Source organism: Pseudolactococcus piscium (genome assembly GCF_002441695.1).
Taxonomy (GTDB): domain Bacteria; phylum Bacillota; class Bacilli; order Lactobacillales; family Streptococcaceae; genus Pseudolactococcus; species Pseudolactococcus piscium.
On sequence record NZ_JXJW01000022.1, the window covers coordinates 16,548 to 38,194 of the forward strand.

23 protein-coding genes are annotated in these 21,647 nt (G+C 38.9%); 21 read left to right on the forward strand and 2 right to left on the reverse strand.

What is annotated here, in order from left to right:
* The first annotated feature begins 78 nt into the window (after window positions 1-78).
* Window positions 79-363, forward strand: coding sequence for a LapA family protein (locus tag RU86_RS10270; protein ID WP_179296276.1), 285 nt, complete (start codon window positions 79-81; stop codon window positions 361-363).
* A gap of 72 nt (window positions 364-435) precedes the next feature.
* On the opposite strand, the gene RU86_RS10275 is transcribed toward RU86_RS10270, so the two are convergent.
* Both RU86_RS10275 and RU86_RS10280 read right to left on the reverse strand, forming a co-directional pair.
* Window positions 436-1,143 (reverse strand): gamma-glutamyl-gamma-aminobutyrate hydrolase family protein, encoded by a 708-nt coding sequence (locus tag RU86_RS10275; RefSeq protein ID WP_047915406.1) that lies wholly within the window; start codon window positions 1,141-1,143, stop codon window positions 436-438.
* Window positions 1,144-1,145: 2 nt separating this feature from the next.
* Complete coding sequence (locus RU86_RS10280; RefSeq protein WP_096815220.1) at window positions 1,146-1,805, reverse strand: redox-sensing transcriptional repressor Rex; 660 nt, start codon at window positions 1,803-1,805, stop codon at window positions 1,146-1,148.
* A gap of 117 nt (window positions 1,806-1,922) precedes the next feature.
* Here RU86_RS10280 and RU86_RS10285 point away from each other — a divergent pair, with 117 nt between their 5' ends.
* The 20 genes from RU86_RS10285 (at window position 1,923) to RU86_RS10380 (ending at window position 21,121) form a co-directional block, all read left to right on the forward strand.
* Window positions 1,923-3,833 (forward strand): ABC-F family ATP-binding cassette domain-containing protein, encoded by a 1,911-nt coding sequence (locus RU86_RS10285; protein ID WP_096815221.1) that lies wholly within the window; start codon window positions 1,923-1,925, stop codon window positions 3,831-3,833.
* Window positions 3,830-4,972, forward strand: coding sequence for a UDP-galactopyranose mutase (gene glf / locus RU86_RS10290; RefSeq protein WP_096815222.1), 1,143 nt, complete (start codon window positions 3,830-3,832; stop codon window positions 4,970-4,972). The genes RU86_RS10285 and glf overlap by 4 nt, the downstream gene beginning before the upstream one ends.
* 79 nt (window positions 4,973-5,051) lie before the next feature.
* Window positions 5,052-5,684, forward strand: coding sequence for an orotate phosphoribosyltransferase (gene pyrE, locus RU86_RS10295; protein WP_047915408.1), 633 nt, complete (start codon window positions 5,052-5,054; stop codon window positions 5,682-5,684).
* A gap of 53 nt (window positions 5,685-5,737) precedes the next feature.
* Window positions 5,738-7,006, forward strand: a complete 1,269-nt coding sequence (locus RU86_RS10300; protein WP_096815223.1) for a dihydroorotase — start codon at window positions 5,738-5,740, stop codon at window positions 7,004-7,006.
* 111 nt (window positions 7,007-7,117) lie between these two features.
* Window positions 7,118-7,705, forward strand: coding sequence for a DUF1054 domain-containing protein (locus RU86_RS10305; RefSeq protein ID WP_096815224.1), 588 nt, complete (start codon window positions 7,118-7,120; stop codon window positions 7,703-7,705).
* A 107-nt stretch (window positions 7,706-7,812) separates the two neighbouring features.
* Window positions 7,813-8,739 (forward strand): homoserine O-succinyltransferase, encoded by a 927-nt coding sequence (locus RU86_RS10310; RefSeq protein WP_096815243.1) that lies wholly within the window; start codon window positions 7,813-7,815, stop codon window positions 8,737-8,739.
* A gap of 207 nt (window positions 8,740-8,946) precedes the next feature.
* Window positions 8,947-10,008, forward strand: a complete 1,062-nt coding sequence (locus RU86_RS10315) for a DUF871 domain-containing protein (RefSeq protein ID WP_096815225.1) — start codon at window positions 8,947-8,949, stop codon at window positions 10,006-10,008.
* Window positions 10,001-10,894 carry an N-acetylmuramic acid 6-phosphate etherase gene (gene murQ / locus RU86_RS10320; protein ID WP_096815227.1) on the forward strand — a complete coding sequence of 298 codons (894 nt, stop codon included), beginning with the start codon at window positions 10,001-10,003 and terminating at the stop codon, window positions 10,892-10,894. The genes RU86_RS10315 and murQ overlap by 8 nt, the downstream gene beginning before the upstream one ends.
* 27 nt (window positions 10,895-10,921) lie before the next feature.
* Window positions 10,922-12,874, forward strand: a complete 1,953-nt coding sequence (locus RU86_RS10325; protein WP_096815228.1) for a glucose PTS transporter subunit IIA — start codon at window positions 10,922-10,924, stop codon at window positions 12,872-12,874.
* Between the two features lie 65 nt (window positions 12,875-12,939).
* Complete coding sequence (locus tag RU86_RS10330) at window positions 12,940-13,797, forward strand: MurR/RpiR family transcriptional regulator (protein ID WP_096815229.1); 858 nt, start codon at window positions 12,940-12,942, stop codon at window positions 13,795-13,797.
* 231 nt (window positions 13,798-14,028) lie between these two features.
* Window positions 14,029-14,898, forward strand: coding sequence for a helix-turn-helix domain-containing protein (locus RU86_RS10335; RefSeq protein WP_096815230.1), 870 nt, complete (start codon window positions 14,029-14,031; stop codon window positions 14,896-14,898).
* Window positions 14,899-15,210: 312 nt separating this feature from the next.
* Window positions 15,211-15,591 (forward strand): hypothetical protein, encoded by a 381-nt coding sequence (locus RU86_RS10340; RefSeq protein ID WP_096815232.1) that lies wholly within the window; start codon window positions 15,211-15,213, stop codon window positions 15,589-15,591.
* A gap of 58 nt (window positions 15,592-15,649) precedes the next feature.
* Window positions 15,650-16,006: a hypothetical protein gene (locus tag RU86_RS10345; RefSeq protein WP_096815233.1), complete on the forward strand. Its 357-nt coding sequence runs from the start codon at window positions 15,650-15,652 to the stop codon at window positions 16,004-16,006.
* Between the two features lie 118 nt (window positions 16,007-16,124).
* The gene (locus tag RU86_RS10350; protein WP_096815234.1) at window positions 16,125-16,946 is read left to right on the forward strand and encodes an ABC transporter ATP-binding protein; all 822 of its coding nucleotides are present in this window, start codon (window positions 16,125-16,127) and stop codon (window positions 16,944-16,946) included.
* Complete coding sequence (locus RU86_RS10355) at window positions 16,936-17,649, forward strand: ABC transporter permease (RefSeq protein WP_096815236.1); 714 nt, start codon at window positions 16,936-16,938, stop codon at window positions 17,647-17,649. The genes RU86_RS10350 and RU86_RS10355 overlap by 11 nt, the downstream gene beginning before the upstream one ends.
* Before the next feature lie 203 nt (window positions 17,650-17,852).
* Window positions 17,853-18,548 carry a DnaD domain-containing protein gene (locus RU86_RS10360; RefSeq protein ID WP_096815237.1) on the forward strand — a complete coding sequence of 232 codons (696 nt, stop codon included), beginning with the start codon at window positions 17,853-17,855 and terminating at the stop codon, window positions 18,546-18,548.
* A complete protein-coding gene (nth, locus tag RU86_RS10365; RefSeq protein WP_096815244.1) occupies window positions 18,538-19,182 on the forward strand; it encodes an endonuclease III in 645 nt (214 codons plus the stop codon). Before RU86_RS10360 ends, nth begins: the two co-directional genes overlap by 11 nt.
* Window positions 19,179-19,877, forward strand: coding sequence for a tRNA (adenine(22)-N(1))-methyltransferase (locus RU86_RS10370; protein ID WP_096815238.1), 699 nt, complete (start codon window positions 19,179-19,181; stop codon window positions 19,875-19,877). The genes nth and RU86_RS10370 overlap by 4 nt, the downstream gene beginning before the upstream one ends.
* Window positions 19,864-20,634: a Nif3-like dinuclear metal center hexameric protein gene (locus tag RU86_RS10375; protein WP_096815239.1), complete on the forward strand. Its 771-nt coding sequence runs from the start codon at window positions 19,864-19,866 to the stop codon at window positions 20,632-20,634. Before RU86_RS10370 ends, RU86_RS10375 begins: the two co-directional genes overlap by 14 nt.
* 196 nt (window positions 20,635-20,830) lie before the next feature.
* Window positions 20,831-21,121 carry a WXG100 family type VII secretion target gene (locus RU86_RS10380; RefSeq protein WP_096815240.1) on the forward strand — a complete coding sequence of 97 codons (291 nt, stop codon included), beginning with the start codon at window positions 20,831-20,833 and terminating at the stop codon, window positions 21,119-21,121.
* Window positions 21,122-21,647: the final 526 nt, after the last annotated feature.

The following is a 21,647-nucleotide window of genomic DNA, read 5'->3' on the forward strand; positions in this document are numbered from 1 at the left end:
CCACAAAGATAAAGAGCAGTTACTTGATATTGGCCTAGTTATTTATTATAATAAGTTAAGAAGGATAGGAGAATTATGATGAAAAATATGAAGAAAATCTTAACACCAAAACGTGTTTTATCATTAATCGTCTTTATTTTAGTCCTTATTTTTGGCTTTCAAAATATGGGGTCAGTAAAATTAAGTATTATTTTCTTCTCTTTAGACATCCCCTTACTCATTTTGATTTTTGCAATTTATATCATTGGTGTGTTTACGGGTTGGGCTGTAAAGAGAAGTGATGTTAAAAAAATTGTTGACAATGCTCAAGATGAAACAAGAAAAGAACTAAAAGAATTACAAGAGCAACTGAAAAATAAGTAACGAGAAACCTAAGTATCTCAGTAAATGTTGAGATGCTTTTTTTGTTTTATCTTTAGCCTATAAAGTGAGCGGTTATAAATTGAAAACAGCATATCTAAAGAAGCCTAAATCTTCCTCGCGGACATTATACATGAAATCAGGGTGCCATTGGACGCCTAGAAAGCGTAAAGTGGGATCAGTTGACTGAACAGCCTCTATCACATTATCACCGAGTGATTTTGCGATGACTTCAAGTTGCGGTGCCACTTTTTTTAAACTTTGACGATGAAATGAATTGACATGTGCCCGAAGACCATACACTTTTTCGAGTGGTGAGTGTTTTTGGATACTCACATCGTGAGATGTCTGTGTGACTGGTGTTTCCTGCCAATGTTGATGTGTGTGTTGGTTAAGTGTCCCACCAAGGGCGACATTAACGAGCTGCATGCCACGACAGACACCGATAATTGGTTTATTCTGCTTGATTGCCTCGTTAATCAGGGCAAGTTCAAAGGCATCACGTTCCCGGTTGTAGTCATTAGACTTAATCGTTTCTACTTCCCCATAAAATTCAGGGGCTACATTTTGGCCGCCTGCTAAGACAAGTTTATCAATCATAGAGATATACCGTTTAGCGCTTAGCGGATCACCAATTGGAATCATGATGGGAAGCCCGCCAACAATCTGTACAGCCTTGATATAGCCTGAAGGATTATAGGATATAGCCATATGCCCCATATCATCACCAGCATCTCGTCTTTCATTTGCAGCGACTCCAATGATAGGTTGTAAAATTGTCATAATTACTTTGTTGTTTCTTTCTTATCTTGCATGAAAAATAATAGCGTTTGTAACTCACTAGTCAAGTCAACTGACTGGACAGTAATATCATCACTCACCTCTAGCCGTCTTGGTGTGAAATTTAAGATCCCCTTAATACCAGCCTGAATTAAGGTATCCGCAACTTCCTGGGCACGGTCACTCTGAACAGAGATAATTGCAGTTTCGATGTTGGCATCTGCAAGATTCTTTGTAAGATCTGAAATGTTATAGATTGGGATACCATCCTCAGTTGTCGTACCGACAAGTGGGTTACCAGATACATCATAGGCCTGTGTAATTCGCATTTTATTGCGATCATGGAAACGGTAGTTGATCAAGGCACGACCTAAATTACCAACACCGATAAGGGCAATATTCGTTTCTGCTGAATCACCTAGTAAGTTACTAAAAAAGTCACGCAATGCGAGCGTATCATAGCCATAACCACGTCTGCCAAGTTCACCAAAAAGGGAAAAGTCACGTCTAACAGTAGCTGAATCAACCCCTAATTTTTTAGCGATTGCTTGAGAATTTGTGCGCTCAACTTTATCTGCCACAAATTGCTTGAAAATGCGATAGTACTGTGGCAAGCGCTTAGCAGTAGCCTTAGGTAGTTCTTCATTAAATTTTGTTACGACCATTAGTGATGGTACCTCCATAAGTATTCTTTGTGAATAGATTACCAAATCTTTGTGAAGTTGTCAAACAAAATGGCTTAGTGATTAGATAAAGATTAGGAGTTATGATAGAATAGACTTATGATTTTACTACAAGGAAACAATATTTCTCGAACTTTTGGTGCAGATGTTTTATTTGAAAAAATAAATTTTACCATACAAGATAATTCCCGCGTGTCGCTTGTTGGTCGAAATGGTGCTGGAAAATCGACCTTATTAAAAATAATTGCTGGCGTGGAAACCCCTAGCTTGGGTGATATCTCAAAAATGAAGCAGTTGACCATGTCCTATCTAGCACAAGAAACGACCTTCTCATCAGATCGTACAATTTACGATGAAATGTTAAGTGTTTTTGAGGTGCAAATCAATCAAGAAAAGCAGTTGCGTCTCATGGAAGCTCAAATGGGTGATTTGACAGGAGAGGCGTTAGCTAGTTTGATGACGCGCTATGATGTGTTAACAGAAGACTTTCGTCAAAATAAGGGATTTACCTATGAATCCGATATTAAAAATGTCTTAAACGGCTTTAAATTTGATCAGGATTTTTGGCCCCGTGAGGTCATGAGCCTCTCTGGTGGACAAAAAACACGGCTTGCCTTAGCTAAGATCTTACTTGAAAATCCACAGCTTTTGATATTAGATGAACCAACTAACCACTTAGACATTGAAACCTTACTTTGGTTAGAAAATTATTTAAAAAATTATCACGGTGCGATTTTGATTGTCAGTCATGACCGTTATTTTTTAGATAAAGTGACGACTGAAACACTAGAGTTATCTCGGGGTAAACTTGACAAATTTGCTGGTAATTATAGTAAGTACATCGCACTTAAGGCTGAAAAATTAGCAGCGCAAGCCAAACAGTATGATAAACAACAAAAAGAAATTGCCAGTCTAGAAGACTTTGTCAATCGTAATCTTGCGCGTGCATCGACAACCAAACGTGCTCAGTCTAGGCGTAAGAAACTAGAGAAGATGGATCGCTTAGATCAGCCAGTTGGCAGTGATAAGTCAGCGCATTTTACGTTCTCACCTGAAGTTGAGTCAGGCAATGTGGTACTCACGATAAATGCCGGTGCTATAGGGTATGATACAACTGTCCTATCCAGCCCAATTAACCTAGAAGAACGTAAGTATGATGCTATTGCGATTGTCGGACCGAATGGGATCGGTAAGTCAACCCTAATCAAATCGATTGTGGGTAAACTACCGCTGATTGATGGTGAGATCAAACTTGGGGCAAACGTTTCTATGGGTTACTATGACCAAGAACAGCGGGATTTAACTGTCTCAAATACGGTTATAGAAGAACTTTGGCAGCAACATACGCTGATTCCTGAGGTTGAAATTAGAAATAGGCTAGGCGCTTTCCTATTTTCAGGTGATGATGTACAAAAATCAGTTGGCATGTTATCTGGTGGTGAGAAGGCCCGCTTGCTACTAGCCAAGCTATCGATGCATCGGGATAATTTCCTTGTTTTGGATGAGCCAACCAACCATTTAGATATTGATAGTCGAGAAGTCTTAGAAAATGCCCTGATTGACTTTGATGGGACGCTCTTATTTGTTAGTCATGACAGATATTTTATTAATCGGGTTGCAGATAAAGTCTTAGAAATATCAGCCACTGGTAGCAAACTCTATCTAGGTGACTACGATTATTATCTTGAGAAAAAGGCAGAAGAAGCTGAAATTGAGGCGCTTTTAAATGCGGAAGCTGATGAAATACGTCAAAAAGACAAACCGTCAAGTTATCAAGATGCCAAAGCAGATCAAAAATGGCGTCGAAAATTGACACGTGAAGTAGCAGAACTTGAAGCACAATTAAGCAGGTTAGATGACAGAATCGATCAGCTCCATATTGACATGGTAGCCGCTTCAGAAGACTTTGTGGCACTAAATGACCTGCAAAGAGACTTAGATAGCTTGTCCCTTGAAAAAGAAGATGCAGAAGAACAATGGCTAGAAAAATCTGAAGCGCTAGGTGAATGAGGTTGACAGGTCAATACAATATCAAAAATTATGACTACCTCATCGTTGGTGCAGGACCATTTGGTGCTATTTTTGCTCATGAAGCAGCACAGCGTGGCAAACGCAGTTTAATTATTGACCGTCGCAGTCATGTTGGCGGTAATCTGTATACGCATAAAGCACATGGGATTACTGTCCACGATTATGGCGCACATATCTTCCATACGGATAACAAGTTAGTTTGGAATTATGTGAATCAGTTTACTGAATTTAAACAGTACACGCATCAAGTCCTGGCAAATTATAAAGGTGAGCTTTATAATTTACCTTTTAATATGCAGACGTTTTACCAGATGTGGGGCGTTAAAACACCAGAAGAAGCCCAGGCTGAAATTACTAAGCAGCGTCAAGCAGCTGCTATAAAAGGTAGTCCTAAAAATTTAGAAGAACAAGCGATTTCACTTGTTGGAACTGAGATTTATGAAAAACTGATAAAAGGCTATACTGAAAAGCAGTGGGGACGTGAAGCAACTGAGTTACCAAGTTTTATCATTCGTCGCTTGCCGATCCGCTTTACCTTTGATAATAATTATTTTAACCATCGGTATCAAGGTCTACCAGTAGAGGGCTATACAGTCATATTTGATAAACTACTGGATCATGAGTTGATTGATATTCAGCTAGATACAGATTTCTTTACCGATAAGGCAACCTATCTGTCAGAATTTCCACGACTGGTCTATACTGGTATGATCGATCAGTTCTTTGATTACAAGTTTGGGGAATTAGCCTATAGAAGTGTTCGATTTGAGTCTGAGGTGTTACAAACTGATAACGCACAAGGAAATGCTGTAATTAACTATACAGATGGTGAGACACCCTACACGCGAATAATGGAATGGCGACATTTTGACCAAAAAGGAGACGCCGATGTGTCTATTTTGACACATGAGTATCCCCAGGAATGGGACAGTAGTAAGGAAGCCTATTACCCAATAAATGATCAGAAAAATTCTGCCTTGTTCAAACAGTACCGTAAGTTGGCAAACAAGTTGGATAAAGTGATCATCGGTGGGCGCTTAGGTAATTATCAATATTATGATATGGATCAAGTCGTTCATACGGCACTAGTTGCAGTAGATAAAGAATTTAAACGATAACAATAGCTGGATTAGCAGTAACAATTCTCCAAATCTTATGCTAAAATGATAACAGACTATATTTGAAAGAGAGCACAACATGCAAACATTATCACGTGAAATTGCCAAGGACCTACTCGATATTAAGGCGGTCTTTCTCCAACCAACAAATCCATTTACATGGGCGAGTGGGATTAAATCACCTATCTATACAGATAATAGAATTACGATTTCATACCCAGAAGTACGTCGTAGAATTGCGCAAGGTTTTGCAGACCGTATTCGTGCGGAATTTCCAGAGGTTGAAGTGATCGCTGGTGCCGCTACTGGTGGTGTGCCCCATGCAGCATGGGTTGCTGAAATTCTAGACTTACCGATGGTTTATATCCGCTCTAAAGCTAAAGATCATGGTGCAGGTAACCAGGTTGAAGGTCGTATCGTTAAAAATCAAAAAATGGTCATTATAGAAGACTTGATTTCAACAGGTGGCTCTGTCATTGGGACTGCTGAAGCTGCCACTCGTGAAGGCGCTGATGTTTTAGGTGTTGCAGCAATCTTTACCTACGAATTAGCACGTGGGATCGAAAACTTTAAAAAAGCTGATTTACCATTACTTACCTTATCAACTTATTCTGATCTGATTGAAATTGCGAAAGTAATCGGTTACGTAGATGCTGATGAGTTACAGTTGTTGAAGAAGTTTAAAGAAAATCAAACGACTTGGCAGGATTAATCAACTTTTAATCTCTGAACTTGACTGAATTGTATAGAAAGGGCCTCACACACATGCTACTCATAAAAAATGGACGTGTCATGGATCCCAAAAGCCAATTTGATGGTATTTGTGATCTCTTAATCGAAGATGGAAAAATTATTAAAATCGGTGAACATATCTCGGTTGCTGATGCTGAAGTGATTGATGCTAGCGGCAAAATTGTCGCGCCTGGCCTAATAGATGTGCATGTTCATTTTAGAGAACCAGGTCAGACCCACAAAGAGGATATACATACGGGTGCACTTGCTGCTGCACGTGGTGGCTTTACGACGGTTGTGATGATGGCTAATACGAATCCAACAGTATCAACAGTCGATACCTTAACTGAGGTTTTAACGTCAGGTGCACGTGAAGCAATCCACGTCAAAAGTGTGGCGACGATTACGGATAAATTTGATGGGCAACATCTGACTGATTTTGCTAGCCTCTTATCAGCAGGCGCTGTCGGCTTTTCTGACGATGGCATTCCCTTTACTGATGCTGGGAAAGTCCGTCAAGCCATGCAGTTAGCTGTCACGCATGATACCGTTTTATCCCTGCATGAAGAGGACCCACAGTTAACAGGTGTGTTGGGTATAAATGATGGAGAGATTTCGCACAAGTGTGGTGTGACAGGTGCACCGAGCGTTTCTGAGTACAGCATGGTTGCGCGTGATGCCATGCTAGCGCTTGATACACAAGCGCGTGTGCATTTCCAGCATCTATCTGCAGGTCAGTCAGTGGATGTGGTTAGATTTGCAAAATCTTTAGGTGCAAATATCACAGCAGAAGTCACACCTCAGCATTTTTCGATGACTGAACAGGCGATTTTGACACATGCATCAAATGCTAAACTCAATCCGCCCCTTCGTCGTCAATCTGATATTGAAAAGTTGATTGTCGGACTGCAAGATGGCACGATTGACCTGATTGCAACTGATCATGCCCCACATACACATGAAGAAAAAGACCAGGAATTGATCAAGGCACCTTCAGGAATGACAGGTTTAGAGACTGCTTTAGCACTCGGTATGACGCATTTAGTTGCACCAGGCCATTTATCACTGATGCAATTACTTGAAAAAATGACAAGTAACCCTGCTAAACTCTATCAGTTTGACGCTGGCTACCTAGCAGAAAACGGACCAGCAGATCTGCTTATTTTTGATGCGCAAGCTGTCAAGATTATTACAGACGATTTTGCATCAAAAGCTAGTAATTCACCATTTGTCGGAGAAGCATTACAAGGCGTCATCGCCTATACGATCTGTAATGGTAAGGTTGTCTATCAAGCAGGATAAATGTGGTATACAAGGCTTGTATGCCAGGCAAGATGTCTTCGCTACATAAATGTATATCACTGCCCTATGCAATCGCCTAGGCATTAAGTTAAGATTTGGAAGGTTTTTTAGATGAAGTGTTTTGATGATACCTCTTTTAAGGTATTTGATGTTGCAGGATTAGAAGAGCGGATGGTCGCCATTCGCTCGGATATTCAGCCCATATTTTCAGATATCATGACAGCAGTTGCTGAGCGGCTAACGGCTTATACTGGACAGGAAACATTTGTCCATATTGCCCAACATAGAAGACGCTCAAGATATGCCCCGGAAAGTACCTGGTCGGCTATTTCTAACAATAAAAGAGGCTATAAGTCACAAGCCCATTTACAGTTAGGGATATGGGAAGACTACGTATTCATGTACTTATCGATCATCGATAATCCAGCTAATAAAGAAAAGTATGCGACTTATCTAACGAATCACCATACCTTTCCAGATGATTTTGTCTACTCGAGCGACCATACAAAACCTGATTATTTCCCAGTAACGCAAGGGATTGAAGCTGCTATTAAGCGACTAAAAGCTGTCAAAAAAGGGGAGTTTGAAGTTGGCCGTGTGATAAAAAGAGATGCCACTTTATGGGAAACTGATCCGCAAGCCTACATCTTAGCAACATTTGACACATTATTTCCACTTTATCAAGCACTAAACGATTAAAACTATTTATAGTTTTTTTTAATACCCTTATATAAGTTACCCATGGCTTAAAACAATGGGGAAACATGCTAAAATATAAAGATGATATAAAAATAGGAGGTAAAGGGATGCCAGTAAAAATTAATAAACAATTGCCTGCTGTTAAATTATTAGAAGCTGATAATATTTTTGTAATGGATGAAGCGCGGGCTAGTCATCAAGATATTCGAACAATGAACATCCTAGTCGTCAATCTTATGCCACGAAAAATGGTCACAGAAACGCAAATTTTAGCACTATTATCTAATACTCCTTTACAAGTCAAAGTCGATTTTTTGCATATGACCAGTCATAAATCAAAAAATATCACACAAAATCATCTAGATACCTTTTATAAGCGTTTTGACGAGATTGCCACAGACTATTATGACGGTATGATCGTCACGGGTGCACCTGTTGAGGATTTAGCATTTGAAGCAGTCGATTATTGGGATGAATTAACGGCTATTTTTGAGTGGTCACGTTCGCACGTCTATTCAACGCTACATATCTGTTGGGGGGCACAGGCTGGCTTATATGCGAGATATGGGATAGCTAAACACGCCTTAGCTGAAAAACTATGGGGGGTTTACGAGCAATCTGTAGAAAATCCTAAGCATGTTTTATTTAGGGGATTCGATGATGTATTTTTCAGCCCCCACTCACGTAGCACAGAAACTGATGCGCAAGATCTGCCACAGGATTTTGATATCTTGTCCTATGGTGAGACATCAGGCCTGTCTATCGTCGCCAAAAAAAATCTACGTGAAGTCTACAGCTTTGGTCATCTAGAGTATGACCGAATGACACTTGATTTTGAATATCAGCGAGATAAACTGACAAGCGGTCATGTACCAGATCACTATTATCCTCATGATGATCCCAGCCAAACGCCTCAGATGAATTGGTCCAGTGCAGCCAGTCTTTTCTTTTCAAACTGGCTTAATTATGCAGTCTATCAAGATACACCATATGACTTAAGTGAGCTAGCCAAGTATGAATATTATAACCTTTGAACACGTTTGACGTGTTTTTTTATTTATCTCATCTAGCATAATACAAAATGTAGGCTATTTTGAATATGGTAAATAATCTGTAAAAGTGATAACTAGTGAAACAATAATTCATTTATTAAATTTATTTCGATAAATACTTGAAATTATAATTCATAAGAGGTATAATAAAATTGTTTAAAAGAAATATTATTTCATATGGAGGCAAAGATGTACGGTTTCTCAATTTTTATGAACACTGATTTAGATGATCAAGTTAGGTCATATATTGACAAAATGGCGCGTTGTGGGTTTGAAGGTATTTTCACATCAATGCATATTCCAGAAGATGATACACAGCTTTATAAAGAGAGATTAGTCGCATTAGGTCGTCTTGCACAAGCTAATCAGTTAAAATTAATGGTTGATATTTCTGGAGATGCCCTAGCAAAATCAGGTTTCTCTTTCGACAATATCGACCAATTAACAGCAATAGGTGTTACAGGACTAAGAATGGATTATCATATCAGTAATGAAACGATAGCCAAGGTTAGTCAAGTCATAACGGTCAGCTTGAATGCAAGCACAATAACGCAATCAGATATAGATGAGCTAAGAGAAATGCAGGCAAACTTTAACCATCTCGAAGCCTGGCATAATTATTATCCTAGACCTGAAACTGGTCTGGATCGAGAAGTTTTTGTAGACAAAAATCGATTTTTAAAGCAAAATGGCTTTAATGTGATGGCATTTGTTCCAGGAGATAGTCATCTTAGACAGCCTTTATATCAAACCTTACCCACTTTGGAAGCACATCGTTTCCTTCATCCACTAGCTGGGTTAATAGATATGAAAAGCATGTCAGTAGATCATATCTATATCGGTGATGGGGGCTTAAAAGTGGAAACGAGGCTACAGTGTGCTCGCTTTATTCAGGATCAAACAATTAGATTAAGAGCAGTAGCAGAAACAACTGATTTCACTTATGTCGCGGGTAATCATGTCAATCGACAAGATTGTGCTAGAGATGTCATCAGAAGTGCTGATGCTAGATTTAGAAAGATACCACAAATTACTCCAGAAAATACGGTAGTGAGATCAGTAGGTGCGCTTACGATTGATAACTGTAATTATGGGCGTTACATGGGAGAGATACAAGTTGTCAAACGTGATTTAGCTGCCGATCTGAAGGTAAATAGGGTTGGTCATGTCATAGCTGATGACCTAGCGTTACTACCATTCATTGGTCCTGGACAAAAATTTATAATAGAAAAAGAGAAAATAAATGATTGATTTATCAACACTGACAACAGAACGTAGAAATTTAGCAACCACTAATCTTGACCAAATGAGTGTGCATGAAGCATTGACAAAGATGAATCAAGAAGATAAAGGGGTCGCAGAATCTGTAGCCTTAGCCTTACCGCAAATTGAGAAAGTTGCGACTGCAACAATAGCAGCCTTTAACAAAGGCGGACGACTTATTTACATGGGTGCTGGCACAAGTGGTCGTTTGGGCGTACTTGATGCAGCTGAGTGTGTCCCAACTTTCGGTGTCCCCGCATCCCAAGTCGTTGGCTTAATCGCTGGAGGTGACAAGGCAATGACCTTAGCCGTAGAGGGTGCTGAGGATAGTTTATCACTAGGTAAACAAGATTTGATTGATTTGGATTTATCTGAAAATGATATCGTTGTTGGGATTGCCGCAAGTGGTAGAACACCGTATGTTATCGGCGGATTAGACTATGCTACCTCTGTTGGTGCAACAACTGCAAGTCTATCATGTAATCCAAATGCTGAAATTTCACAACATGCTGCCCTACCGATAGAAGTCGATTGTGGACCTGAATTTTTGACAGGGTCTACCCGTCTAAAATCTGGTACGGCTCAAAAATTAATCCTAAATATGATTTCAACCATTGCTATGATTGGGATTGGGAAGGTTTATCACAACCTGATGGTAGATGTTAAACCAACTAATAAAAAATTAGTTGAACGCAGTAAACGCATCATCATGCAAGCGACTGACTGTCGTTATGAACTAGCAGAAGTGACATTCTATGAGGCAGATCAAGATGTTAAGCTTGCCATTGTCATGATACTGACAGGGTCTAACGCTGAAGAGGGAAGAAAGAAGTTAGTTAAAGCAAATGGCTTTGTTGGCAAGACACTTAGTTAATTCTAAAGATAAATAGGAGAGGGAAAAATGGCAGAAGAAAAAATCAGTCGTATTGCAAGAGAGATTTATGAGCAGGTTGGTGGCACACAAAATGTCAGCAAATTAGTGCATTGTATGACGCGTGTGCGTATGAGTATTATAGATGAGTCAAAAGTTAATTTTGATAGCCTTAAAGCAATTGAGGGTGTCATGGGGATTGTTAAAGATGAGACCTTGCAAGTTGTTATCGGTCCTGGTACTGTCAATAAAGTAGCCCAAGAAATGGTTAGTATAGTTGGCGTCAGACTAGGTGAAAGCTTTCCAAGTAGTGGTGAGCAATCCATTGATGAGTTGATGGCCAAGACAAAAGCGGATGCAAAAGAAAAATATAATAAACCATCTAAATTTAAAGCCATACTCAACACCATTTCTAAGATTTTTGTCCCACTGATTCCAGCCTTTGTTGGGGCTGGCCTAATTGGTGGCTTAGCTTCAGTTTTAGGCAACCTGGTAACATCAGGTACGCTTGATGCTGGGACATGGTTACAATTTATCACAGTGCTTAAGATTATCCAAGCAGGGATTTTTAGCTACTTAGCGCTTTACGTTGGGATGAACGCAGCCCAAGAATTTGGTGCAACACCAGCCTTGGGTGGTGTTATCGGTGCAGTGTCTCTCCTAACGGGTATGAACCCTGAGGCACCCCTTAAAAATGTCTTTAACGGCTCAGCCCTTGCAGCTGGTCAAGGTGGGATTATTGGTGTCATCTTTGCTGTCTGGTTGCTGTCTATTATTGAAAAACAACTCCGTAAAGTGATTCCAGATTCGATTGATATCATTGTCACACCAACCATTGCCTTACTCGTGATTGGCTTTGCTGAGATTTTTGTGATCATGCCGATTGCAGGTGTTATTTCCTCTAGTTTAGTCGGTGCCATTAACATGGTTCTCCAAGTCGGCGGTGGGTTCTCAGGCTTTATTTTAGGGGCGTTATTCTTACCTATGGTCATGTTTGGCTTGCATCAAGTTTTGACACCGATTCACTTGGAAATGATTGCGAAAACTGGTTCTACCCAACTTTTACCGATACTTGCCATGGCAGGTGCAGGACAAGTCGGTGCTGCAATTGCCCTTTGGATAAAATTAAGAAAAGATAAAGAATTTGTAGAGCGTGTAAAAGGTGCCTTGCCAGTCGGTATTTTAGGCATTGGCGAGCCATTAATTTATGGGATTACGCTACCGTTAGGCCGTCCCTTTGTGACAGCCTGTATTGGTGGTGGTATCGGTGGTGCGATTATCGGGACACTTGGACACGTTGGGTCTATCGCGATTGGCCCTTCAGGTGTTGCCTTACTACCACTTATCGCAAATGGTAGATGGTGGATCTATCTATTAGGTTTATTAGGTGCCTATATTGGTGGCTTTATTGCGACTTATCTATTTGGCATTCCAAAAGATGCTAAGGCAAAAGCAGACCATTATGGCGAAAAAGTTCAGATGGAGACCTTGCAACCAACATTACGTGTTGTCACGACACCTAACTTTACAACGTCGACTATATACTCACCACTGACAGGTCACGCTAAAGACCTGTCGACGATAGCAGATGATGTTTTTTCTAGTGGTATGTTAGGACAAGGCATTGCGATTGAACCAACGGACGGTCAAGTTCTATCTCCTGTCGATGGTGTTGTGACAAGTGTTTTTCCGACAAAGCATGCGATTGGCGTAACAAGCGATGACGGTGTTGAAATCTTAATTCATATCGGGATGGATACAGTTTCCTTAAATGGAGAGGGATTTGAAAGCTTTGTAAAACAAAATGATCGTGTCCACAAAGGTGATCTTATGCTGCGTGTTGATTTAGACAAAATAAAAGCAGCCGGTTTGTCTGTGCTCACACCTATTGTTGTGACGAATTCAAGTAGTTATAAAGCAGTTAAGATAGCACCAAACAATCAAGTGAGTAAAGGTGATTTAATCCTTACCATAGAGAGTTAATCAAACAAGAGGTTGGTTTATGCCAGCCTCTTTGCTATAATTAGAACGAGAGAAATGGAGACGAGATGGATACTTTACTGCTAATCAGAGGAAAATATGCGACACTAACAACTGTCGAAAAAAAAATAGCTGACTATATTTTTAAATCTGGTGAAACTATCCTAGAAAAAAGTGTACAAGAGGCTGCGCAAGAGATCGGTAGTTCATCTGCATCACTCGTCAGATTTGCTAGGACACTTGGTTATGACGGTTTTTCTCAGTTGAAACAAAAGTTAAGCGTTGCTTACGCCATACATGCTGATAATAAAGCCTACTATGAAGAAGTAAGTGATGCGGAAACGCCCTCGTCTATTAAAAATAAATTAAAAGTCCGAATTAATCACATGGTCGAAACAACCAACACTGGACTTTCAGATGAAATGATTGGTGCTGTTGTATCCTGTATTGATCAGGTAAGTGTGATCTTTGTCTATGGTATTGGGGCATCTGCAATCGTTGCCCAAGATATCTCTCAAAAATTCAACAGGATTGGTAAACAAGTTAAGTTCATCCAAGATACCCATCTTTTAGTCTCCGCTATGTCGATAGAAAAAGATTCGGCAGCCTTTATCGGCATTTCCATGAAGGGTGAAACCAAAGAAGTGATTGACCTTGCAAGTGTTGCTAGGGAGATGGCAGTGCCGGTTATCGGGATAACGTCTAAGTCGGATACAAGCTTAGGACAGTTGTCAACCTATATCCTCCACTCATTATCGGGTGAGGATTACCAGATGAGGACAGCGGCTACCATGAGTCTCATGGCACAACTTTATGTGGTGGATATTCTTTTCTATATGTACGTCTCTGAACATTTTGAGCAGAGCTATGAGAAACTACAATTGACTAGACAAGCGATTGACCTATTACAAAATAAGGTAGACTGATAATACGTCTTATTAAGTAGGTTAAACATGAAATAGCCATCATTTTTACACAAGCAGTAGTTGCTTGTGCATTTTTATTTAGAGTTAATCAATCGTTAGATTATATTGTCGAACAACAATGTTTTTATGTAATTTAGCAGAATATATAATCTTCGTGTGTTATACTAGAGGTGCAGGAAACAGTCGATAGACCTAAGATATGTATGCCCTGTATATGATGAGAGGGTATCTATGGATAAACAAAAGTTGACTGACTTAGGTGAATTTTATGCGACACAGCGAAGCAGTCGTGGCTATACGCAAGATCATGTTGCGACCAAGGGCTTAAGCAAATCTCAAATTTCAAATTTTGAAAATGGCAAGCACATGCTGTCTGCTAGCAGTTTACTGTTAGCTATTCAAGGGATAAACATGTCAGCAAATGAGTTTTTCTATGCCTTGAATAACTATCATGCGTCCCCCATACAAATATTAACTGCTAGGCTGATTGAGATTCAGGAAAGTGAGGATGTGGCAGGTGCCCATCGTTTACTGCTTAAAGCACCACAAAGTAGTCATGACGCACTTCAAAATGTCATGATTAAGAGTGTGATAAAGGAAATGACCGGTCATAATCAAGTGACACTAAGAGAAGTTAAACTTGTTGGTGACTACTTGACGAGCATCGATGAGTGGACAGAATTTGAGCTTGCTATCTTTGGCTTTTGCATCGAGATACTTGATGTCGGGGATATCTACTGGTTGGCTAAAGAAATGATCGAACGCACAGCGTTTTATTCAGAACTCGTCTTAAATCAACACATTATCAGACGAATCAGTCTACATGTATTTGCCTACATGATTGTGCATGATGAACTTGCCTACGCACACTATTTTAGTCACCAGTTAAAAACACTCATGCATGAACGGTGGCTGACGGATTGGCTGCGGTATCAGTTCTTAAAAATGCTCCTAGCCTTTAAGCAAACAAACGAGCCGCAACTAGTTCTTGATATGGCAGCCAGTATTGACTGTCTCATGATGTTAGATGCCCAACAGTTAGCCAAAAAATTGATCAAGTTACTGTCAGCTACTACAGATTATGCATATAAAGAGAAGTAAGAACTATCTAGCAACAAAAGATAGTTAATTAGAGGAGTCGCGTATTGAGAACAATTACTTAATAATTGTTCTCAATACGCGACTTTTTAAGTATACTTGATTCGCATGATAAAATGATAATGTATATCAATTCTCATCTCTTTTGGCTGTTATTAGCAATCAAGAGAATTGTAAAAGTTGAACACAGGTATCCAAACATGCGGACCTTTGATCACACATTTTAAAGGATCCTATATGACAGCGGCTGGGGGAAGTAGCTGTTGATCAACTGATTGGTGTAGCTGTAGAAATAGTAGATATAGGAGGCAGATAATGACGACAAAAAGAATAAATTACTTGATTATTATCATCACAACACTTAGTTTGATGCATAGATTTTTAAATCTTCAACTTAAAGATCCGTCTTTTATAATAGGATTCGTGATAGCATATTTAGCCATGAGAAAAGGACAAACTTATCAATCATTTAGGAAAGTCTATAATTGTGATACGTTTAAAATTGAGTTTAAAAGTATGTGGCATATTTGGGAAGTTATCTTATCAATCGAAATCTATTTTTTTACTTATCAATTTAATGTTGGTATTTTAAAGGGCTTAACAACAAATTTTCGTGACAACTTAATATTTTCTATTATCCCTTGCTTAATCATTTATCGGTTTATGATTTATAGCAGTCTTGAACTGAATTATTGAAAAAAATTTAAGTTAGAAATCCGGAAATCAGAAAAACACGATTGAGATGGAGGACACTGTGAAGCAAATTTATTGTCGCATGTTAGCTAATTTCGTAGCAATGCTATCTCTCGTTTTAATGCTAGATATGCTTAAGGAAATGATAACCGATTGTACGATGGTGTTTAATTTGTATATAGCAAGAGATTTATGGGATACAGTCATGCTATATGTAATCCTTTCCTGCACGGTAAAAAAACAATGTTCAAAAATACACTTATTTTTCCTTTATGGCTTACTATACTTTTTTATCAGGATAGGAGAAACATTTTCTGAAATAAGACAGGTTATCGATTCACCTATAAATTATGTTTTGCTTTTGATTGCTGGTGGGATTATGATTCAGTGGTTGATTTCGTTTGGGAAGTCTAAATAAGTTTACTTCTAAAATAAGGTATTCTATACGATAAAATTCTTTACCTGAGCTTGTCTTTGAGGGGAAGTCTATTTTCTAGAAGTTATCACTACAAATAATATAAGGATACGGAGCTAGTATGACACTATTAACGATAAAGGATTTAAGTTTTAGATATAATGATCATTATGTCCTTAAAAACTGTAATTTACAGGTAAATGCTGGAGATATTGTCGGATTAATTGGCGATAATGGTGCAGGTAAAACAACGCTAATGAAATTAATATCAGGTATCTTACCCGACTATAGTGGCGATATTACCGTTAACTCAGAAACGATAGGTGTCCTCATTGAAAATCCTACTTTATATCCTAATATGACTGTTCTATCAAACTTACACTTTTTTTGTAACTTATATAATAGACCTCAGGGGGTTATAGATGACTATAAAACGATTTTAAATGTTGAATCTTATCTCAATAAAAAAGTGTCGAAACTATCTATGGGGATGAAGCAGCGGATTGGTTTATTCGTTGCCTTAATTTGCTCTGAGACTTTTATTCTTTTAGATGAACCTACAAATGGTTTGGATCCTACGGGTATTTTAGAATTGTTAAACTTAATTAAAAGGTTGGCTAGAGAAAAAGGAATTACGTTTATTATTTCGAGTCACATCTTGCAAAATCTTGAAGTAATCTGTACGAAACATATTTTACTAAGGCATCAGAAAATCACAACTTTAGATACAGGTAAATACTTGCGTTATAAAATATATAGTTTTGATATTAGTCAAAAAAACTTGGTCCAGTTACTAGAAAAAGGGGCATTTGAATTTGAACAAAATAAAAGAGATATCATTGTGTCGGATGTTGTCGCGATTGAGTCTTTTTTGAAAGCCCACCATATCTTGATTGAAAAAGAGAAAATAAAATTGAGTGAGGTTTATTTTGATGAAAAATAGATTTAAAATCATCTTCCTTAAGCAAGACTTGCTCAGTCTGACAACAGTTGTCTTGTGGTTCTTATCTTTGCTTTCAGGATTTAGCATTATTTTTTCAAGATCTTATTTATCAGGCGGATTCCGTGTTGATAATGTCTATGCCATGTTTTCTATGTTCTCAAACTATCTACTAATTTATATGTCTGTTCAGCTATTTGGTAAAGAATTTAATTATAGAACGATAAATAGCATTCGCATATGCGGTAGAAGTCATTGGGAAATTATTGTTAGAAAATTAGCAGTAATACTTGTCCTCGCCATATTAACGGCTAGCTTGTCCTTTTTAGTATTGCTTTTTGATCAGCTTATATTTAATCAACTAGAAGTTAACTTAGGTATTGTTTTTGGACAGTTACTATTAGCATATGTTACCTATAGCATATTTTTGTTTGCGTTAGGTAGTCTAATTATATTTTTAATCAAGCGTACACTTCATGCCTTTATCGCTATATTTTTGATATTGAAGATTGCTATTGCTCTCATGAATGTATTAAGTAGTTTTGAGTTTACTTCATATTTAATTAATTACATCCCTTTATCATTTTTGGAAGATTCCTTTTCCTTTGCTAGATATACACCGAAACAAGTCAGTGTTACGCTAATTTGGAGTGCTATTATGTTAGGTGCTTTATCGATGCTTTACAGAAAGAGAGGCTATAAATGACAGTAAATCGCATGACCAGGGTTAAGCGGCCTATGCTAATGACAGTCAAAAATAGCTTGCTAGGATTAAATTCCCCATCCAGATATGGCAATACCGAGATAGTATCTCTTATCTATAGCATCGCTGATTTGTATTTATATAATTTGACCGCGTACTAGTCAGATATTAAAGACTAACTAAATGAAATATGTTAAACTAGAGCTATGACTTATTATGATCAATTTAAAGAAAATGTTGTGCTGCCACAAGCAATATTGACCCATCTTTTAGCTATTTTTCCTAGCCTTTCTAGTTTTAATGTTTGGTTGTATTTTTACGGAGACGAGTCGCTTGCACCCAGTCAAATTGCTGCGACCTTGCATCTGACAACAGCTGATGTTAACCAGCTGATTACGCGTCTGGGAGAGGCAGATGTCTTAAACGCGGAGTTTGATGAGACAACTGGCGAGATGCGATTTGATACCCGACCTGCCTTTGCCAAGCTGGATGCGATATTAGCGGCTGAAGCTGATACTAGTCTGGTTGAAGCAGTAGCTGAAGTATCTGATATTTCAAAACTAATTGCAGCTTTTGAACCTGAAATGCCTGGTGGCTTAACGCCGATTAATATAGAAGAACTACAGAAATGGCTATCTGAGGATAAATTTGACGCAACCTTAATCTTACAAGCTTTGCGAGAAGCAGCATTAAATCGCAAGGTTTCTTTGCCTTACATCCGTGCGATTTTAAGGAATTGGCGTAGTGATGGCATCGTGACGGCGCGTGACATCGAAGATAACCGAGAAGAACGTGAGATAATCAAGGGGGGGCAGAAGTCAGATAGCGCACCACTTTCAGAAGATTATTTTAATTCTGTAGATAGTCTACGTAAAATGTGGGGGTATGATCGTGCTGAGTAAAAAAAGATTTACAGAAGTACTTGAGATCATCGCAGACATGTTTCCTGAAGCACATGGTGAATTGACTTCAGATACACCATTTCAATTACTGATTGCCGTGATTTTATCAGCTCAGGCAACAGATAAGGGGGTCAATAAAGCGACACCAGCCTTATTTGCTGCCTATCCGGATAGTAAAAGTTTGGCGCAAGCCGCTGTTTCTGATGTTGAACGTTTAATCAAGACGATTGGGCTTTACCGGAGTAAGGCTAAAAATATCATCAGAACGGCGATCATGATAGAAGAAGATTTTGGAGGTCAAATTCCGCAAGATAAGGCCTTGTTACAGACCTTACCTGGTGTTGGCCGTAAAACGGCTAATGTTGTGCTGGGCGATGCATTTGGTATTCCAGGCATAGCGGTTGATACGCATGTTGAGCGGATTTCAAAGCGTCTACAACTTGTCAAACAGTCTGCTACAGTTACAAAAGTTGAAGAAAAGTTAATGAAGGTCGTACCAGAAGAGGAATGGGTAACTACCCATCATCGCCTCATCTTTTTTGGCCGCTATCATTGCACAGCACGTGCACCAAAATGTATGGCATGTCCGGTGCTACCTTATTGTCACTTTGGAGGAAAACTAAGTTCAAAATGAAATATGAAAAATTATCAATTCGCCTACAAGAGGTAGGTGAATTTGTCCCACAAGATGCTGTACTACTCGATATTGGTAGTGATCATGCTTATTTGCCGATTCATTTAGTCAGGACGGGGCGGATTAAAAGCGCGATTGCAGGGGAAGTTGTCCAAGGGCCATACGATAGTGCCAAGTCAAATGTCGCAGAATTTGGCTTATCTGATAGCATTACAGTCCGCCTTGCGAGTGGTTTAGCAGCATTTGATCCTGAGATAGATGGTGTAGATACGATTACGATCGCAGGTATGGGTGGTCATTTGATCGCGGATATTTTGGGCGAGGGTCAAGAAAAACTAGAACAGATATCAAGATTAATTTTACAGCCTAATAATGGTGAATGGTATTTAAGAAATTGGTTACAAACGCATCAGTTTCAGATCTCCCATGAGACGATTTTGATAGAAAATGATAAACTATATGAAATTATTGTCGCATCTCCTAGCAAGACATTAATCCAACTATCACAAGATGACTTACGGTTTGGTCCGATCTTAAGGCAAGAAAAATCAGAGGTTTTTCGTCTGAAATGGCAATCCGAATTACGAGCTCATCAGGCGATTCTTTCGCAGATACCTGTATCAGCTACAGATAAGCGACAGGAATTTTTGGACAAGATTGCTAAGATTGAAGAGGTGTTAGATGTTAGCAAGTGAGTTTTTCAGTCAATATGAAGCCTACTGCCCTAAGGCGCTAGCTATGGCAGATGATCCAGTAGGTCTTCAACTTGGCACGCTTGATAAAGAGATCAAAACAGTGATGGTCGCCTTAGATATACGTGAGCAGACAGTTCAAGAAGCCATCGATAAACAAGTGGATGTGATTTTGGCAAAACATCCGGTCATCTTTAGGCCCCTTGATAATCTGACCGATCAAGATACGCAACAAAAAATTATTTTAGATTTGGCACGTGCAGGGATCGCGGTCTATACGAGTCATACCAACATCGATATCGTGTCTGGCGGATTAAATGATTACTTCTGCGAGGTGTTAGAGATGACAGAGGTTGAGGAACTGACAGATTTTGGTCTTGGTAGAGTAGGGAATATTCAACCACAGACTTTAGCAGTGTTTGCTGATAACCTGAAGGCACGTTTCGAGCTGACGGGACTAACAATCGTGTCTTATGATCAATCGCTAAGCAAAATCATTAAGCGTGTCGCCATCTGTGGGGGAAGCGGTGGTAAATTTTATCCAGATGCCTTGGCAAAAAAGGCGGATGTCTATGTCACTGGAGATATCTATTATCATACGGCACACGACATGTTATCTTCTGGCTTGACTGCTATAGATCCTGGCCATCATATTGAAGTCTTGTTTATCAAAAAAGTAGCACAAGTACTTAGCGCCTTCAAAACAGATGTGACGGTTATTGAAAGTAGTGCGTTGACCAATCCTTTCATCCGTCATTAAGCGCCAGAAATAGCTATTATAAATCTTTAAAAATCAGGTATTGTATACTTGGTTTTTTTGTTTTTAAATTTTATTTTTTGGGAAGCAAAAAAACGGGAAAAGTTAATTAAATTACTTGACAACTTCCTTTTAGTTTGTTAAAATGTCGGTATATATAATATAACACTTTTGATGTATAGATATTAAGGAGACCATCATGGCACAAATTAGTGTAACCCCAGAAGAACTAAAAGAACAAGCACAAGTCTATATGCGTTCAAAGGAAGAGATTGAGCTAGCAATTCAAAATGTGAACCGTATGAACGATACGATAGCCCAAGAATGGAAAGGTGCAGCGTTTGAAGCCTACCTTGAACAATACAACCAGCTGTATGTAAACGTTCAAAAATTTGAGGACTTACTTTCGGATATTAACCAGCAGTTGACGAGATATGCTGATACGATTGCTGAACGTGATGCACAAGATGCGCAAAGTTTTGGATTTTAAAAGTGAGCGCCTTTTAAGGTGCTTTTTTTATAGAAAAGTATGAACCAAAAGCCTTGAATAAATCGGCTAACTATATCCTTGCGGTATCAAGCATCAATTTAGCTGATTTAACTGCCGACTAAAAACAGGTCGTTTTAGATCATGTATCGATTAAATCGGATGACAACACATTGAACTACTGGCTCTATATGGGACGTGGGGATTTTTGAAACAAATGAGCTAGAGACAAGAGAACGATTTTTGATAGATAATCGCTTAAATTCGAATGAGTTAATTTTTGTCGTCTATTTATTAGGGGATCGTTTAAAAAAATTAGTTTAACGCATGAGTTTGCGGGTATAAAATCACCAGTTAAGACGCGACTCATCTTAGATAGAGACCGATTGATCGTTGATGTAAAAGAAGCAAGTGTCTACTATAATGACCCAAAAATCGTTGGGCGGTATAAAGTGGCACCTCACCCATATGGGTCTATCGTATGCAAGAGTTAACTGAATCTGAGGTCTCAGATGTTGGTGTACAGAGG

What these genes read in the sequence shown, in the direction of transcription:
- RU86_RS10270 (WP_179296276.1), top strand. Translation starts at nt 79, where the DNA reads ATGAAAAATATGAAGAAAATCTTAACACCAAAACGTGTTTTATCATTA.
- RU86_RS10275 (WP_047915406.1), bottom strand. Translation starts at nt 1,143, where the DNA reads ATGACAATTTTACAACCTATCATTGGAGTCGCTGCAAATGAAAGACGA.
- RU86_RS10280 (WP_096815220.1), bottom strand. Translation starts at nt 1,805, where the DNA reads ATGGTCGTAACAAAATTTAATGAAGAACTACCTAAGGCTACTGCTAAG.
- RU86_RS10285 (WP_096815221.1), top strand. Translation starts at nt 1,923, where the DNA reads ATGATTTTACTACAAGGAAACAATATTTCTCGAACTTTTGGTGCAGAT.
- glf (WP_096815222.1), top strand. Translation starts at nt 3,830, where the DNA reads ATGAGGTTGACAGGTCAATACAATATCAAAAATTATGACTACCTCATC.
- pyrE (WP_047915408.1), top strand. Translation starts at nt 5,052, where the DNA reads ATGCAAACATTATCACGTGAAATTGCCAAGGACCTACTCGATATTAAG.
- RU86_RS10300 (WP_096815223.1), top strand. Translation starts at nt 5,738, where the DNA reads ATGCTACTCATAAAAAATGGACGTGTCATGGATCCCAAAAGCCAATTT.
- RU86_RS10305 (WP_096815224.1), top strand. Translation starts at nt 7,118, where the DNA reads ATGAAGTGTTTTGATGATACCTCTTTTAAGGTATTTGATGTTGCAGGA.
- RU86_RS10310 (WP_096815243.1), top strand. Translation starts at nt 7,813, where the DNA reads ATGCCAGTAAAAATTAATAAACAATTGCCTGCTGTTAAATTATTAGAA.
- RU86_RS10315 (WP_096815225.1), top strand. Translation starts at nt 8,947, where the DNA reads ATGTACGGTTTCTCAATTTTTATGAACACTGATTTAGATGATCAAGTT.
- murQ (WP_096815227.1), top strand. Translation starts at nt 10,001, where the DNA reads ATGATTGATTTATCAACACTGACAACAGAACGTAGAAATTTAGCAACC.
- RU86_RS10325 (WP_096815228.1), top strand. Translation starts at nt 10,922, where the DNA reads ATGGCAGAAGAAAAAATCAGTCGTATTGCAAGAGAGATTTATGAGCAG.
- RU86_RS10330 (WP_096815229.1), top strand. Translation starts at nt 12,940, where the DNA reads ATGGATACTTTACTGCTAATCAGAGGAAAATATGCGACACTAACAACT.
- RU86_RS10335 (WP_096815230.1), top strand. Translation starts at nt 14,029, where the DNA reads ATGGATAAACAAAAGTTGACTGACTTAGGTGAATTTTATGCGACACAG.
- RU86_RS10340 (WP_096815232.1), top strand. Translation starts at nt 15,211, where the DNA reads ATGACGACAAAAAGAATAAATTACTTGATTATTATCATCACAACACTT.
- RU86_RS10350 (WP_096815234.1), top strand. Translation starts at nt 16,125, where the DNA reads ATGACACTATTAACGATAAAGGATTTAAGTTTTAGATATAATGATCAT.
- RU86_RS10355 (WP_096815236.1), top strand. Translation starts at nt 16,936, where the DNA reads ATGAAAAATAGATTTAAAATCATCTTCCTTAAGCAAGACTTGCTCAGT.
- RU86_RS10360 (WP_096815237.1), top strand. Translation starts at nt 17,853, where the DNA reads ATGACTTATTATGATCAATTTAAAGAAAATGTTGTGCTGCCACAAGCA.
- RU86_RS10370 (WP_096815238.1), top strand. Translation starts at nt 19,179, where the DNA reads ATGAAATATGAAAAATTATCAATTCGCCTACAAGAGGTAGGTGAATTT.
- RU86_RS10375 (WP_096815239.1), top strand. Translation starts at nt 19,864, where the DNA reads ATGTTAGCAAGTGAGTTTTTCAGTCAATATGAAGCCTACTGCCCTAAG.
- RU86_RS10380 (WP_096815240.1), top strand. Translation starts at nt 20,831, where the DNA reads ATGGCACAAATTAGTGTAACCCCAGAAGAACTAAAAGAACAAGCACAA.